This is a genomic window from Fontisubflavum oceani, from assembly GCF_030407165.1.
In the GTDB taxonomy this organism is placed as follows: Bacteria; Pseudomonadota; Alphaproteobacteria; order Rhodobacterales; family Rhodobacteraceae; genus Rhodophyticola; species Rhodophyticola oceani.
In genome coordinates, this window is the sequence record NZ_CP129111.1 from 785628 (window position 1) to 799173 (window position 13546).

The 13546-nt window shown below is 61.8% G+C and carries 15 protein-coding genes and 1 pseudogene; 11 read left to right on the plus strand and 5 right to left on the minus strand.

Annotated elements, in window-relative coordinates; translation table 11 throughout:
• Positions 1-17: 17 nt before the first annotated feature.
• From QTA57_RS04000 to rbfA, 4 genes are read right to left on the minus strand one after another with little or no spacing between them, the layout of a single operon-like run.
• A complete protein-coding gene (locus QTA57_RS04000; protein WP_290153757.1) occupies positions 18-530 on the minus strand; it encodes a DUF1643 domain-containing protein in 513 nt (170 codons plus the stop codon).
• On the minus strand, positions 527-1429 hold the full coding sequence (truB, locus tag QTA57_RS04005) for a tRNA pseudouridine(55) synthase TruB (protein WP_290153759.1): 903 nt from the start codon (positions 1427-1429) through the stop codon (positions 527-529). The genes QTA57_RS04000 and truB overlap by 4 nt, the downstream gene beginning before the upstream one ends.
• A 33-nt stretch (positions 1430-1462) precedes the next feature.
• On the minus strand, positions 1463-2209 hold the full coding sequence (locus QTA57_RS04010; protein ID WP_290153761.1) for a phosphodiester glycosidase family protein: 747 nt from the start codon (positions 2207-2209) through the stop codon (positions 1463-1465).
• A complete protein-coding gene (gene rbfA / locus QTA57_RS04015) occupies positions 2206-2610 on the minus strand; it encodes a 30S ribosome-binding factor RbfA (RefSeq protein ID WP_171559386.1) in 405 nt (134 codons plus the stop codon). Before rbfA ends, QTA57_RS04010 begins: the two co-directional genes overlap by 4 nt.
• 113 nt (positions 2611-2723) lie before the next feature.
• On the opposite strand from rbfA, the gene dapB reads away from it, so the two are divergent.
• The 3 genes from dapB to QTA57_RS04030 all read left to right on the plus strand — a co-directional run bounded on the left by dapB (position 2724) and on the right by QTA57_RS04030 (position 4768).
• A complete protein-coding gene (gene dapB / locus QTA57_RS04020) occupies positions 2724-3536 on the plus strand; it encodes a 4-hydroxy-tetrahydrodipicolinate reductase (RefSeq protein WP_290153763.1) in 813 nt (270 codons plus the stop codon).
• A gap of 58 nt (positions 3537-3594) precedes the next feature.
• Positions 3595-3948 (plus strand): dihydrodipicolinate reductase, encoded by a 354-nt coding sequence (locus QTA57_RS04025; RefSeq protein ID WP_290153765.1) that lies wholly within the window; start codon positions 3595-3597, stop codon positions 3946-3948.
• Positions 3949-4063: 115 nt separating this feature from the next.
• On the plus strand, positions 4064-4768 hold the full coding sequence (locus QTA57_RS04030) for a calcium-binding protein (RefSeq protein WP_290153767.1): 705 nt from the start codon (positions 4064-4066) through the stop codon (positions 4766-4768).
• Between the two features lie 18 nt (positions 4769-4786).
• Here QTA57_RS04030 and QTA57_RS04035 read toward each other — a convergent pair whose 3' ends face one another.
• A complete protein-coding gene (locus tag QTA57_RS04035) occupies positions 4787-4978 on the minus strand; it encodes a DUF1674 domain-containing protein (protein ID WP_171559378.1) in 192 nt (63 codons plus the stop codon).
• Positions 4979-5048: 70 nt separating this feature from the next.
• Here QTA57_RS04035 and QTA57_RS04040 point away from each other — a divergent pair, with 70 nt between their 5' ends.
• The 8 genes and pseudogenes from QTA57_RS04040 to QTA57_RS04075 all read left to right on the plus strand — a co-directional run bounded on the left by QTA57_RS04040 (position 5049) and on the right by QTA57_RS04075 (position 13531).
• Positions 5049-6299, plus strand: coding sequence for an RsmB/NOP family class I SAM-dependent RNA methyltransferase (locus QTA57_RS04040; RefSeq protein ID WP_290153769.1), 1251 nt, complete (start codon positions 5049-5051; stop codon positions 6297-6299).
• Between the two features lie 58 nt (positions 6300-6357).
• Entirely contained in the window at positions 6358-7986 is a 1629-nt protein-coding gene (locus QTA57_RS04045; RefSeq protein WP_290153771.1) for a heparinase II/III family protein, read from the plus strand.
• Complete coding sequence (locus tag QTA57_RS04050) at positions 7884-8123, plus strand: heparinase II/III domain-containing protein (protein ID WP_290154771.1); 240 nt, start codon at positions 7884-7886, stop codon at positions 8121-8123. Before QTA57_RS04045 ends, QTA57_RS04050 begins: the two co-directional genes overlap by 103 nt.
• 16 nt (positions 8124-8139) lie before the next feature.
• Entirely contained in the window at positions 8140-9729 is a 1590-nt protein-coding gene (gene purH / locus QTA57_RS04055; protein WP_290153773.1) for a bifunctional phosphoribosylaminoimidazolecarboxamide formyltransferase/IMP cyclohydrolase, read from the plus strand.
• Positions 9730-9745: 16 nt separating this feature from the next.
• Complete coding sequence (gene lspA / locus QTA57_RS04060; RefSeq protein ID WP_145213219.1) at positions 9746-10219, plus strand: signal peptidase II; 474 nt, start codon at positions 9746-9748, stop codon at positions 10217-10219.
• A 45-nt stretch (positions 10220-10264) separates the two neighbouring features.
• A complete protein-coding gene (locus QTA57_RS04065; RefSeq protein WP_290153775.1) occupies positions 10265-10777 on the plus strand; it encodes a DUF3035 domain-containing protein in 513 nt (170 codons plus the stop codon).
• 89 nt (positions 10778-10866) lie between these two features.
• Complete coding sequence (locus QTA57_RS04070) at positions 10867-12225, plus strand: M16 family metallopeptidase (RefSeq protein ID WP_290153777.1); 1359 nt, start codon at positions 10867-10869, stop codon at positions 12223-12225.
• A pseudogene (locus tag QTA57_RS04075) lies at positions 12222-13531 on the plus strand (M16 family metallopeptidase). The gene QTA57_RS04070 and the pseudogene QTA57_RS04075 overlap by 4 nt, the downstream one beginning before the upstream one ends.
• Positions 13532-13546 lie beyond the last annotated feature (15 nt).

Consider the following 13546-nt stretch of genomic DNA (forward strand, 5'->3'; position numbering starts at 1 on the left):
GCGCCCGCCGGGCCGCGTCAATCAGATGGCCAGAGCACCGGCTGGACCGCATACCCGATATAGAGTGGATGTTTCGGGTGGCCCTGTTTCGAGAGGCCCAGGTGGTAAAGCGGCGTCCCCGTCTGGCGCAGCAAGGCCTCCACCTCTGGCCCGCGATTGAGATGTGCGCCATGTGTGCCCCAAGCGGCGATCGTCTGATCCGCCCATGGCAGGCTGTCGATAATCGTTGCGTCGTTTTCGGCCCCCACCGGATCCGCAGCGGCGCGCATGGCCTTTGGGTCGGTATCCCGCCACGCGAAGATGTTAAGCACGCGAAAGGCGCCAAACCCAAGCGTGCGCGCCCGGCGTTCACAACGTTCCACTGTCGGATCGTTCTGAACTTCGGTGGCGGTCGAGGGGTTGAGCATGATGAACAGCGCCTTGGTGCCATGCGGATCCCAAATCCGGGTCAGGCTATAGCGGTATCGCTCGCAATCGGAATAGACGGCGACACTATCCGCATCGCCCTTTTTGAAGCTCCGCTCGATCATAGGTTGAACACACGATGCGGATGCAGCGTGCCGCCCCGGTAAATGCCGACCGCCACGGGCGTGCCGTCATGCGCCGCCCAACACTCTTCGCCATACTCGGCCGAGGTAATCACCTCCCCCGGATTGCCGTTTTTGAGGCGGGCTGCGCCAAGATCGGTGCAGGTCAGTTGCGGCAAGTCAGATAGACCGATTTCCAAGGGTAAGAGCAACGTGTCGATTTCCTCGGACCGGGCGAGCGCCTCAATCTGCTCCAAAGTCACGCCCTCCTCCACATCGAACGGCCCCGACCAAATGCGCCGCAGATGCCGCACATGGGCGTAGCAACCCAGCTTCTCACCAAGATCGCGGGCAATCGCGCGGACATACCCGCCTTTGCCACAAATCAGTTCCAATTCGGCATGATCAGCATCAGGCCGACTGAGCAGTTTCAGGCTCTCCACATAAAGCGGGCGCGCGGCCAGTTCGAGATCCTCGCCATCGCGCGCCAGCTTATAGGCGCGCTGACCAACGATTTTGACGGCGGAGTATTGCGGCGGGACTTGCGCGATATCCCCTTCGAAAGACGGCAACGCCGCTGTGATCTCGGCGTCACTTGGGCGCAGGTCGCTCTCGGCAATCCCTTCGCCTTCGGCATCGTCGGTATTGGTGGCCTGCCCCAGACGGATGATGAAGGTGTAAGCTTTCATCGCGTCAGTGACGTAGGGCACGGTCTTCGTCGCTTCACCCAGTGCCACGGCCAGCACACCGGTCGCCTCGGGATCGAGCGTGCCGGCGTGGCCCGCCTTCTTCGCGTCGAACGCCCATTTCACCTTGTTCACAACAGCGGTCGAGGTCAGCCCGGCGGGTTTGTCCACCACCAGCCAGCCTGAGATATCCCGCCCTTTGCGTTTGCGCGCCATTGCCTTGCCTATCTTTCAATGAAGGCCGGTCTGCTATCCGCCTGCGACGGTCTCGTCAACAACCGTGCCGAGGATTGGGCCAATGGGGAAGCCCAGATCGCTTCGACCCAGGTCCGGAGCATAGAGCCGCGAGACACTCCCATCGAGGAACAGAGCATTGGGCAGATCGAGACCATCGCGGAATAACCGCGCGAAATGATGGAAGTTCACCTGCTGATCCGAGATCGCCATGACAACCCGCGTACCGGTCTCGTCCACCCCAACCCCATTTCGGATATTGAGACTGTCGCTGTGTTCGAGAAAGCGGGGATGCAACTCCCCATCGATCACCAGCATCGGGCCGGATTGCGTTGCATATTGGCAGGCGGGTGGGTCGGCGGCATAGGCACGGCTTTCAATCACCTGCGCCCGATCCCCGTTCAGGCAAAACACACCATTGGGCAAGAGGCCGAAATTCCCTGGACCGTCCGAGGTGATAACGCGCATCTCCTCAACACCATCTTCGATATAAAGCCCGACCGGCGCGCGATTGTCATGGAACATGCCGGCATTCATCGCCATGCCGAGGCGCTGCCCCTCGGGCAGGCTCTGGTTGAGCCGGGTGAAGGAGCCGAAGACCTGGCCGGCCTCGTCGCGTAGAAAGAGGCGGATATCGTCATCCACCGTCGACATCTCGCAAATCGTGAACCGCGCGCCGTCGAACGTGACCGCGTTGCAAGCCGCCTGGGCAGCTTGGGGCGCAAGCGTCGCAAGAACGCCAAGAGCGGCCAGCCGGATCATTCCGGATCGCGGTCCAAGTCTTGGCGGACCTTATCTTGCGCGAAAAGGCGGCGGCTTTCATCCATCCGGTCAAACGTATCGTCGATCACAAAGCGCAGATCCGGCGCATATTTCAACGTCATCTCGCGGCTGATCGCGCGGCGTAACTCGGATTTGTTGCGTTTGAGCGCTTGGATCGCTTCCTCGCGTTTGTCGCCGCCCAGCGGCATCACGTAAACGGTCGCGATTTTCAGATCGGGAGAGGCACGCACTTCGCCCACGGTAATCGACATCGCGTTTAACTCGGGGTCATGCACGTCGCCCTGATTCAACACATCAGAGAGCGTTCGACGGATCAGCTCCCCCACGCGCAATTGGCGCTGCGACGGGCCGGGGCCATCATGAAACTTGTTTTTTGCCATTGGCTCTATCCTCTGATCCCAGCATCTATGGGATCAGATGGCCGCTCGCAAGCAAGCGCTTTGCGAAACGGGCGGGCATCGGCTAGATCGGGCCAAACCCCGGAGGGATCGATATGAGCGACAGTGTTGGCATTGCAGTGATGGGTGGCTCTGGCCGGATGGGCCAGATGTTGATCGAAACGATCAATGCCAGCGACAAGGCACATTTGATCGGCGTGACAGAGCGCGCCGGCCATGCCTGGGTCGGGGAGGATTTGGGCGAAGCGATGGGCGGTGCACGGTCGGGCGTGCCGGTGTTTGATGACCCGCTTGAGGTGATCGTCAAAGCGCAGGCCGTGATCGATTTCACCTCACCAAACGCGACGGTAGATCACGCGCTTCTGACGGCGCAGGCGCGATGCGTCCATGTGATCGGCACAACCGGGTTCGAACCGGCGCATTTGGAGAAAATCGCCGCCGCCGCGCGTCATGCGACGATCATCCGAGCGGGTAATATGAGCCTGGGGGTCAACCTTCTGGTGCAACTGACCCGACAAGTCGCCGCCGCGTTGGATGAAGAATTCGATATCGAAGTGATCGAGGCGCATCATGGCAAGAAGGTCGATGCGCCCTCCGGCACCGCTTTGATGCTGGGCGAGGCCGCCGCCGAGGGGCGCTGCGTGTCCCTGGAAGAGGTTGCGGACCGAGGTCGCGACGGCATCACCGGCGCGCGAGAGACCGGCCAGATCGGGTTTTCTGCTATTCGCGGTGGCGACATCGTGGGCGAACATGATGTGCTTTTTGCCGGGCCGGGTGAGCGGATCGTGCTCCGCCATATGGCAACGGATCGCGGGATCTTCGCGCGCGGTGCCTTGAAAGCCGCGCTTTGGGGGCAAGGCAAAGGGCCCGGCGAGTTCTCGATGCTCAGTGTTTTGGGCCTCGGGTGATCCAAAGGCGCCGTTGATCCGTATCTGACGCGTAGCGGTTTTTTGGGAGAGACCAGTTATGCTGCGCAGCATCATGATCACGGCCGCCTTTGTGGTCGCAACACCGGCAGTTGCAGATAGTTTCAGCATCGTGGAATCCAGAGAGCGGTTCGTGTCCCTTGTCGACGGCCGGGACCTCACCCGGTTTGGCATCCGCCTGAACGTCGGCCCGGGCGGCGAGATTACCGGGCGCGCTTTTGGCACGCGGGTAACCGGCCAATGGGATTGGGAGAGTGGTTACTTCTGCCGCGATCTCTTCTTCGGTGACGAAGATTTGGGCCCAAATTGCCAGTTGGTGCAGGTTGCTGGCGATACTCTGCGCTTCACCTCAGACAGGGGCGCGGGGATTTACGCCGATCTCCGCCTACGCTGATCGGCGCAGCCTTACGCCCATTACATCCGAAAGAAGAGCTTTTTCGACCTCATATTGAACCGGCCCCCGATGATCCGCGACCGATAGGTATAGCTGATCAATGGAGGGCCAACCAATGCCAAGCACCACGTCAAAAGACCTCATACTTCTGGATGTGGCACCCGCCAAAGACGCCTTCATCGCTGGCCCCACGGTTTTCGGCCATAATGGCCCATCATCGCGGTCTGATAAATTGGCCATTCCAGATGGGAACCATGATGGGTATCCCGGCGGGAAGCCATCCTCAACTGAGGTGCATGGCACCGGTGACGACGACGAGATAGACCATTTTCACGTCGGCATCGGCCAGAGCCTTTATGGCTTCGCGGGTGACGACACGATCATTGCCGGATACGCGGATGACAAAGTCTTCGGTGGACTGGGCGATGACGAGATTTACGCAAATGCGGGCGATGATGTGGCAGTTGGCGGCGAGGGAGATGATTTCATCGCGGGCGAAGATGGCAATGACTCGCTTCACGCGGGCGACGGCATCGATATGCTCTATGGCGGGCAGGATGACGACTTCATCTTCCTCACCGATGATGGCGATGTGGACACGGTCTTGTTCCAACAAGGCGATGGCAACGATGTGATCGACAATTTCGAACTTGGCATTGATCAGGTCAGCCTCGGCAATTTCGGCTTTGCCTCTTTCGACGAGATTGAGGGGCTGATCACCTATTCCGGCGATCAGGCGCTGCTTGATCTCGGCAATGGAGACACGATCATCTTCACCAATTTGGATGGGCCATTGGGCGCCGCTGACTTCATCTTCTGATGGCCGAGGCGGTGCGCTCTAGAAGTCGATCGCCAAGCCCTTCTTTTCCCAATCGCCATAACGCACCGGCTCGGGCCCGTCGCGACCACCCAACTCGGTCGGCAGTTTATCATCCGCTTTGGCTTTGCGGCGCGCCTCGGCTTCGGCCAGCGCGCGTTTCGCGGCGGGCGGCAGGTCCGGTTGGTCGTCGTTTGTCGTTACGTCAGACATTATGGGCACTCCTTGCCTGGGCGATGCATGTGATATACCCCGCCGCGGCGGCTGAGCAAGAGGAGCGTCGATGTCAACCGAAGGGCTAGAGGCGCGCCGAGCGGCGCTTGATGCGCTTTATGCGGTCTTGTGGGAAAAGCGGCTCCTGTCTCACCTGGGGTACGGCGATCTGCCCCCATCCGAGGCCGCACGCGCCGGGCGTTTGACCACCGAAGTGCTGCGGCACTTGGGCCGTCTCGACGCCGTGCTCCGCGCTTATCTGACGCGGCGGCCCAATATGGCGGTGCAAAACATCCTGCGCCTCGGGGCCTACGAATTGTTGGTGGATGGCAGCGGCGCCCATGGCATTGTGAACAGTGCTGTGGCGCTGGCCAAACGCCATCCGCGCACCGCGCGCGCCTCGGGTATGGTCAATGCCGTGCTTCGGCGGGTGGCGGAGGAAGGGGCCGAGGCCTGGGAGAAAACGCCGCCACATCCCCTGCCGGTTTGGCTGCGCAAGCCGATCGGCAAGGCGTTCGGTCATGATGTCCTTCTGGCGATCGAGGCGGCGCATGAGAAGGGCGCACCGACCGATCTGACCCCAAAACATACTGGTGTGACCGTGCCGGGCACCGACCTGCTGCCAACCGGCAGTTTGCGATTGCACCAGGGACAGATCACCGCGCTCGAGGGCTATAACGAAGGGCGTTGGTGGGTGCAGGATGCGGCTGCGGCGCTGCCTGCCAGCCTCTTAGGCGATATCGCCGGGAAAACCGTGTTGGATCTCTGCGCGGCACCAGGCGGCAAGACGCTGCAGCTGGCGGCCGCCGGAGCGCATGTTACCGCGCTTGATATCTCCGAAGATCGGATGCGGCGGGTGGAGGAAAACCTGAACCGGACCGGATTGCAGGCCGATCTGGTCGTGGCCGATGCCTTGGCCTGGGATGGTGGCCCGTTCGACGTGATCTTGCTGGACGCGCCCTGTTCGGCCACCGGTACGATCCGCCGACATCCTGATTTGCCCTTTGTGAAGTCTGCGGACGAAGTCGAAGCCCTGACCAAACTGCAAATGCAGATGATCGACCGGGCGCTCACATTTCTGAAACCCGGCGGGCGCATGGTCTATTGCACCTGCTCGCTCTTGCTGAACGAGGGCGAAAACCAGGTCAAAGCCGCACTGAAGCGCCACGAGGATTTGGAGATCGTGCCGATTGATCCCGTCCCACTTGGTGGCGCGACCGATTGGGCCAGCCCCGAGGGTGGCCTGCGCCTGCGCCCTGACTTTTGGGCCGACCGTGGTGGGATGGACGGGTTTTACATGGCGCTGCTGCAAAGGCGGTGACACTGCCGCCCGGCGCAGGTATCTTAGCCGCGAGACAGGCAGAGCAGTAAACGCCAGAATGACAGAGCCCTTGTCCCCTGCCCCCGTCGCCTTGCGGGAACGCCCCGGACGCAGATCGCGCATCCTCAACCGGCTGGCCGCCTGGCAAGCGGGTCTCGGCCATGTTGCGCGCGGCTTTGTCTCGCAGCCCGAACCCAAAACAATCGGCAGCGATGCACGGGGGCGGCAGTTGATGGCGGGCAATCTGATCTTCGCAGGCGTGTTGATTGAGGCAGCAGACACCAGCCCTTGGGCGCTTGATGCCCCCACCGACGCCTTTGAAGATGAGTTGCACGGGTTTGAGTGGATGGATCATCTCGCCGCCGTGGCCGATGGCAGTGGGCGCACCCTGGCGCAGGATTGGCTGGCGGATTGGCTGGCGCGGTATGGGCGCGGGTCCGGTCCGGGTTGGACCCCCGATCTGACCGGGCGGCGACAAATCCGCTGGATCAATCACGCGCTTTTTCTGATGAACGGTCAGGACCAAAGCGTTGGGCAACAGTTTTATGCCGCTCTTGGGCGGCAAACGGTGTTTCTCGCGCGGCGGTGGAAGGCCAGTTCGCACGGGCTGCCGCGGTTTGAGGCACTGACTGGGCTGATCTATTCGGCCTGTTCGCTGACCGGAATGGAGACCCATTTGGCCCCCGCCCTTCGCGCCCTGGCCCAGGAATGCGCCCGTGAAGTCGACGCCAGCGGCGGGATCGTCACCCGAAACCCGGAAGAACTGCTGGAAGTTTTCACGCTGCTCACATGGGTGTCTGCGATACTGCATGAGACCGGCAAACGCCCGGACCCGGCGGTCGATACGGCCATCATGCGGATCGCGCCGACCTTGCGCAGCTTGCGCCATTCAAACGGGGCATTGGCCCGGTTTCATGGCGGTGGGCGCGGCGCAGCGGGGCGGCTCGATCAGGCGTTGGCGCAGTCCGGCGTCCGGCCCGGCACCACAACCGGGCTGGCAATGGGCTATGCCCGGCTTCAAGCCGGGCGCGTGTCGATGGTGATCGACGCAGCCCCGCCGATGATGGGCAACCGCGCGTTCAATGCCCATGCGGGTACGCTCGCTTTCGAGCTAACTTCGGGACGGCGCCCGGTCATCGTGAACTGCGGCTCTGGCGCGAGCTTTGGTGCCGAGTGGCGGCGGGCTGGCCGCGCGACGCCATCGCACTCGACCCTATCGATCGAAGGCTATTCCTCCTCCCGGCTTGGCCCGCGTGCGGCCGATCACGGCGTGGTGCGGCAAAGCCTGATCGATGGCCCCGTCAAGGTCGAGGTGCAGCACTCTCAAAGCGGTGGCGCAAAGGCCGTCGCACTCAGCCATGATGGATATCGCAAGACCCATGGCCTTCTGCACCTCCGCAGCTTGTCTTTGGAGGAAGACGGGCGGCTCCTGAAGGGCGAAGACGGGTTGGCCGCCATGAATGAGGCCGACCGCGACGTGCTCGACCGGGTAATGTCGCGGCTCAGCCCCGAAGGCTTGGGTTATGCGGTCAGGTTCCATTTGCACCCCGAGGTGGAGGCAAAACTCGACATGGGCGCCATGCGATCTCGCTCAGCCTCAAGGGTGGCGAGACCTGGGTCTTTCGTCATGGCGGCGTTGGCGAGATGCGCCTGGAGCAGTCGGTTTACCTGGAAACCGGGCGGCTGAAACCACGCGCGACAAAACAGATCGTTCTCTCTGCCCGCCTAACCGATTATGGCAGCGCGGTAAGCTGGAGCCTGGCCAAGCCGACCGACGCCCCGCGCGGGCATCGGGATTATGAGGCCGATACGCTTTGGCAATGAGACAATTGGAGACCACATGACCGACCTCGTCCCGCTGCGCCGCGCGCTTCTTTCCGTGTCTGACAAAACCGGCTTGGTGGAATTTGCCCAGGCGCTTGCCGCACGTGGCGTGGAACTGCTCTCCACCGGCGGCACAGCCACCGCGCTGCGCGATGCGGGGCTGGCAGTCGTGGATGTGGCCGAGGTGACCGGATTTCCGGAGATGATGGACGGCCGGGTCAAGACGCTGCACCCGATGGTGCATGGCGGCCTCTTGGCATTGCGCGACAATGCCGAGCACCAATCCGCGATGGAAACCCATGGGATCGGCGCAATCGACCTTTTGGTGGTCAATCTCTACCCGTTCGAAGAGACCGTCGCCAAAGGCGCGGACTATGCGACCTGCGTCGAGAATATCGACATTGGCGGTCCGGCGATGATCCGCGCGGCAGCCAAGAACCATGCCTTTGTGACGGTGGTGGTCGATACCAAGGATTATGCGCCGCTTTTGGACGAGCTGCAGGAGAATGACGGCGCAACGCCTCTTGCGTTCCGGCAAGGGATGGCGCGCACGGCCTATGCAAGAACGGCGGCCTATGACGCGGCGGTCGCGACCTGGATGGCCGGCGCGCATGAGGACAAGACACCGTATCGCCGGGCCGTCGCGGGCACGCTGGCGCAACCGCTCCGCTATGGCGAGAACCCGCACCAAGGGGCGGCGTTTTACACCGATGGCTCGAACCGGCCCGGCGTGGCGACCGCGGAGCAGCATCAGGGCAAAGAGCTGAGCTATAACAACATCAACGACACCGATGCTGCGTTCGAGTTGGTGGCCGAATTCGACCCCGCCGATGGCCCGGCCTGCGCGATCATCAAACATGCCAATCCCTGCGGCGTGGCGCGTGGGTCAAGCTTGATCGAGGCCTATAGCCGCGCGTTTGACTGCGACCGGACCAGCGCCTTTGGCGGGATCATCGCGATGAACCAGCCACTGGATGCCGCGACCGCCGAAGCGATTACCGGCATTTTCACCGAAGTGGTGATTGCGCCCGGCGCCGATGCGGGCGCACGCGAGGTTTTTGCCGCAAAGAAAAACCTACGCCTGCTGACAACAGAGGGGCTGCCTGATCCGCGTGCGGCGGCGCTGACCTATCGCCAAGTCTCGGGCGGGTTTCTTGTGCAGGATAAGGACAATGGCCATATCGGGCTGGACGATCTGAAGGTTGTCACCAAACGCGCACCGGATGCCGATGAAATGACCGATCTGCTCTTTGCTTGGAAAGTGGCGAAACACGTGAAATCAAACGCGATTGTTTATGTGAAAGATCAGGCCACCGTTGGCGTCGGCGCCGGGCAGATGAGCCGGGTGGATTCCAGCCGGATCGCCGCGCGGAAGGCCGCAGATATGGCCGAGGTTCTGGGTCTGCCTGAGAGTCCGGCCAAAGGTTCGGTTTTGGCCTCGGATGCGTTTTTTCCCTTTGCAGATGGCCTCTTGGCCGCTGCCGAGGCGGGCGCGCGCGCCGTGATCCAGCCGGGCGGCTCGATGCGCGATGATGAAGTGATTGCCGCTGCCGATGAGGCCGGGCTGGCGATGGTTTTCACAGGCATGCGCCATTTCCGGCACTAGTTTAGGACACTCTTTTATGCGCCTTTTCTTTCTCGCCGCCGTGTTCTGGTTCGCCGCCGATCAACTCAGCAAATGGGCCGTGGTGCATTGGATGCGGCTTGACGAGATCGGCCATATCGCTGTCTGGCCACCCTTTCTGAATTTCCACATGGGATGGAACACAGGCATCAATTTCGGCCTCTTCGCTGGATACGAAGACACGACCCGGTGGATTTTGATCGCGGTCGCGATTGCAATCTCGGCCTGGGTGCTTTGGTGGGCGAAAACCGGGCTGACCCGGCCCATCGCGTTGATCGCGGCGGGCTCCATCGTTGGCGGGGCGCTGGGCAATGCGCTCGACCGGGTGATTTACGGCGCCGTTGCGGATTTTCTGAATATGTCTTGCTGCGGGATTGTGAACCCATTTGCCTTCAATGTGGCCGATATCGGCATTTTCGCGGGCGCCTTTGGCTTGCTCTTCTTTGCGGACAATAAGAAGATCACCCCGTGACGGCAGCGGTGTCTTGAGCTACACCCAGGGCCGAAGGAGACGGTGATGAGACATTGGTGCGGTCTGATAGCGACGGGATTGCTGCTGCTGAGCGTGGCGGCATGTGGCCGTAGTGAGCCGCGCCTGATGAATGTCACCGCCGATGGCCCAGGCCCGGATGAGTTTTCGATCCTTCCGACGCGGCCACTGGAGATGCCGCCCAGTTTCGCCGAGTTGCCGCAACCGACACCCGGCGGCGTAAACCGCACCGACCCAGATCCGGAGGCAGATGCGATCGCGGCCTTGGGCGGCAATATCGACCGCGCCAGCAACAACAATGGCGGCCTGGTTGGGTATACGAGCCGGTTTGGCATCGGCGCAGGCATTCGCGAGACATTGGCGGCCGAGGATTTGGACTATCGGCGGCAGAATGATGGGCGGCTTCTGGAACGGCTCTTCGATGTGAACATCTATCATCGTGCCTATGAGCCGCTCTCCCTTGATCAATACCGCGAGTTGGAGCGTATGCGCCGTGCCGGTATTCGCACGCCAGCCGCGCCCCCCGAACCCGAAGAGTGACGCGTTATCACAGGCCTGTCAGGTCAGTTGAGGATTTGCGCCGGGCGCTTATGTTGCACTGAACGCAGACGCCCGAGCCGGAGGCCTTGATGATCCTACGCCGTCTTTTGACGATTGCCGTCGCCGCGACCCTTCCAGGCGCCCTATGGGCCGCGGGCGAGGTCACTCAATTCACCTTGGAGAACGGCATGGAAGCGGTGGTGATCGAAGACCACCGGAGCCCCGCCGTCGTACATATGGTGTGGTACCGCACCGGAGCCGCCGACGAGCCGCCCGGCGTCTCCGGCATTGCGCATTTCCTCGAACATCTGATGTTCAAATCGACCGACGACCTGGAAAACGGCGAATTTAGCCGGATTGTCGAGGCGAATGGCGGGTCCGATAACGCCTTCACCTCTTGGGACTACACCGCCTACTTCCAACGGGTGGCCGCAGACCGTTTGGGTCTGATGATGCAGATGGAAGCCGACCGGATGCGCGATTTGGTGATCACCGAGGCCGATGTTGTTACGGAGCGCAGCGTGGTTCTCGAAGAGCGGGCGCAGCGCACCGACAGTAGCCCTGGCGCGCTCTTCAACGAACAAATGCGGGCGGCACTCTATCTCAACCATCCATATCGCATTCCGATCATCGGCTGGCGGCACGAGATGTTGGAGCTCGATCTTGACGATGCGCTGGCCTTCTATGAACGGTTCTACGCCCCCAACAACGCAATCCTGATTGTGGCCGGGGATGTGGAGCCGGAGGAGGTTCAACGGCTCGCCGAAGAGCATTACGGCCCGCTGCAACCGACGTCCGACCTGCCCGAACGCGTTCGGCCTTCGGAGCCAGATCACATTGCGGACCGGACTGTGCGATTTGAAGATGGCCGCGTCGCCAACCCGTATGTCAGCCGCACATATTTGGCACCCGAACGGGACAGTGGCGCACAAGAAGACGCCGCCGCGCTGACGCTTTTAGCAGAAATCCTTGGCGGCAACGGCACAACCGCCGTTTTAGGCCGAACCCTTCAAAACGAGGAAGGTCGGGCGCTCTTCGCCGGGGCCTATTATCAAGCGACGAGCCTTGACGATACCAGCTTCACGGTCCTGAACGTTCCGGTGCCGGGCATCAGCTTGGAAGAGGCGGAAGCCGATCTCGACCGGGTGATCGCCGATTTCCTGGAAATCGGCATCGACCCGGCGCAGTTTGAGCGGATCCAGTTTCGTTACGCCGCCTCGGAGATTTACAATCAGGACAACGTGCAAGGCTTGGCGCGGATGTATGGTGTCGCGCTCACCACCGGTTTGACCGTCGAAGATGTTCAAGCTTGGCCCGATGTGATCGCCGCCACCACGGCGGAAGAGGTGATGCAGGCCGCCCGCGCGCTGTTCGGCGGCGATACGCGGTCGGTCACCGGCTATCTTGATCGCCCCGCAGCCGTTGAAGCCGAGGAGGCGACCCAATGATCCGCGCCACGCTCACCGCACTTATCGCAATGGTCTGCTCGTTGCCTGCTTGGGCAGTGGAGATCCAAGAAGTCACGTCGCCGGGCGGCATCACCGCATGGTTGGTGGAAGACTCGTCGATCCCGTTCGTGGCGCTGGACATTCGGTTTCAGGGCGGCACCTCAATGGACGCGCCGGAAGATCGCGGCGCGGTCTATCTTATGACCGGGCTGCTAGAGGAAGGGGCCGGTGACCTAGATGCACAAGGCTTTGCGCAAGCAACCGAAGCCTTGGCCGCAGGCTTCTCTTTCAATGCCTATCGCGACAGCGTCTCGGTCAGCGTGGAAATGCTGACGCAGAACCGTGACGAGGCCGCTGATTTGCTGCGCCAAGCACTGATCACCCCCGGTTCGACCAAGACGCATTCGACCGCGTACGCGGTCAGGTCACGGCCTTGATCGAGTCGAACTTGCAGGACCCGGAGTCCATTGCGCAAGAACGATTCAGCGCGCTGGCGTTCGGCGCGCATCCCTATGGCAGTTCTCAGCTTGGCACGGTCGAAACGGTCTCTGCTCTGACGCGCGAGGATATGGTTGCCACCCATACCGCGGTCTTCGCCCGTGATCGGGTTTATGTCGGGGCTGCGGGCGACATTAGCGCCGAAGAATTGGGGCTGCTTCTGGACACACTCCTGGGCGACTTACCTGCCGAGGGCGCACCGCTGCCTGGCCCGGCGGAGTATCTGTTGGAGGGCGGCACGACGGTTGTGGACTTCCCGACCCCGCAATCGGTGGCGGTATTCGGCCATCGCGGGATCGAGCGGACCGATCCGGATTTCTTCCCGACCTTCGTTCTGAATCAGATCATGGGCGGTGGCAATTTCCGCTCGCGCCTTATGCGGGAAGTTCGGATCGCACGCGGACTCACCTATGGGATTTACTCCTACCTCGCGCTTTCAGACCACCAGCCGATGATCGCAGGTCAGTTTTCCTCCTCCAATGATCTTGTGGCCGAAGCAGTCGCGGTGACTCGGGATCAATGGGCCGATATCGCGGCCAATGGCGTGACAGACGAAGAGCTGCGCGATGCGATCACCTTCATGACCGGGGCCTACCCCCTGCGTTTCGACGGCAATGACACCATCGCCGGGATCATGGCGGGCATGCAGCAAGACGGCATGCCCGTCGACTATATCGCGACCCGGAACGCGCAAGTCGAAGCGGTCACAATGGACGATATTCGCCGGGTTGCTGGAGAGTTCTTGCAGCCCGACGGTTTGCATTTTGTCGTCGTTGGGCAGCCCGAGGGGTTGGGTCCGTCCAACTGAGACACCCGTTTCCGA

Bases quoted from the DNA above. Each gene is read 5' to 3' on its own strand.
- purH (WP_290153773.1), top strand. From the start codon at position 8,140: ATGACCGACCTCGTCCCGCTGCGCCGCGCGCTTCTTTCCGTGTCTGAC.
- QTA57_RS04070 (WP_290153777.1), top strand. From the start codon at position 10,867: ATGATCCTACGCCGTCTTTTGACGATTGCCGTCGCCGCGACCCTTCCA.
- lspA (WP_145213219.1), top strand. From the start codon at position 9,746: ATGCGCCTTTTCTTTCTCGCCGCCGTGTTCTGGTTCGCCGCCGATCAA.
- QTA57_RS04030 (WP_290153767.1), top strand. From the start codon at position 4,064: ATGCCAAGCACCACGTCAAAAGACCTCATACTTCTGGATGTGGCACCC.
- QTA57_RS04040 (WP_290153769.1), top strand. From the start codon at position 5,049: ATGTCAACCGAAGGGCTAGAGGCGCGCCGAGCGGCGCTTGATGCGCTT.
- QTA57_RS04065 (WP_290153775.1), top strand. From the start codon at position 10,265: ATGAGACATTGGTGCGGTCTGATAGCGACGGGATTGCTGCTGCTGAGC.
- QTA57_RS04010 (WP_290153761.1), bottom strand. From the start codon at position 2,209: ATGATCCGGCTGGCCGCTCTTGGCGTTCTTGCGACGCTTGCGCCCCAA.
- truB (WP_290153759.1), bottom strand. From the start codon at position 1,429: ATGGCGCGCAAACGCAAAGGGCGGGATATCTCAGGCTGGCTGGTGGTG.
- dapB (WP_290153763.1), top strand. From the start codon at position 2,724: ATGAGCGACAGTGTTGGCATTGCAGTGATGGGTGGCTCTGGCCGGATG.
- QTA57_RS04035 (WP_171559378.1), bottom strand. From the start codon at position 4,978: ATGTCTGACGTAACGACAAACGACGACCAACCGGACCTGCCGCCCGCC.
- QTA57_RS04025 (WP_290153765.1), top strand. From the start codon at position 3,595: ATGCTGCGCAGCATCATGATCACGGCCGCCTTTGTGGTCGCAACACCG.
- QTA57_RS04045 (WP_290153771.1), top strand. From the start codon at position 6,358: ATGACAGAGCCCTTGTCCCCTGCCCCCGTCGCCTTGCGGGAACGCCCC.
- rbfA (WP_171559386.1), bottom strand. From the start codon at position 2,610: ATGGCAAAAAACAAGTTTCATGATGGCCCCGGCCCGTCGCAGCGCCAA.
- QTA57_RS04000 (WP_290153757.1), bottom strand. From the start codon at position 530: ATGATCGAGCGGAGCTTCAAAAAGGGCGATGCGGATAGTGTCGCCGTC.